The 700-nt window shown below is 36.4% G+C and carries 1 protein-coding gene; it reads left to right on the forward strand.

Annotated elements, in window-relative coordinates; all coding sequences use genetic code 11:
* On the forward strand, positions 1-700 hold a 700-nt coding region (locus AC3G7N_RS21150), incomplete at both ends, for a cohesin domain-containing protein (protein ID WP_489424113.1).

Consider the following 700-nt stretch of genomic DNA (forward strand, 5'->3'; position numbering starts at 1 on the left):
TATATGACTCAGCAATTGATGTATTAAATTCAAAAGGTTTGAATTATGATCAATCAGGAAATCTCGTTGCCTATTATCAAAATTCACCATTTCCAGGTGTACTTCCTGTTAATAGTGAAGGAGAAATGAAATTCGGATTACTACCGGAAGAACTGGAGAATGGTCCGGTCAATTTAGGACTTATGCCTGTTGATCTAGCAACAAATGCAGGTAAACAGGAAACCTTTTTATTCATCAAAAAAGGTGAGTCATATGGAGAGCCTATCTACACGAAAGATGAGGTGAGACTAGGTGAAACCATCACGATGACTTTGACGCTGAACAATGTCAAGGACTTTATGTCAGGCAAGTTCGATATTGATTATGATGACTCGGTCTATAAGTTCACTGATGTCAAGGTAAACGATGAAATGCAGCAAATGATCGAGAAAAAAGATTTAAATGTGAATATTGAAGAGCCAATCTTCGAAGATAACTTTCAAAGAACGGTCAAAATAGGAGCAACACTTTCAGGCAATGGTTTCAAAGGCATTGACGGTGATGTTAATTTCTTGGATGTCACGTTTAAAGTAGTCGACGATAACTATTATATGCAAAATGACAAACTGGATGTTAAAAACTTGACCTATCAAAAAGTTGGAGAGACAGAACATACTACGATTCCAGTTCTTGCCTATGATACTTTCGCCTTTATATCAAA

This window comes from Virgibacillus carmonensis (assembly GCF_057836705.1).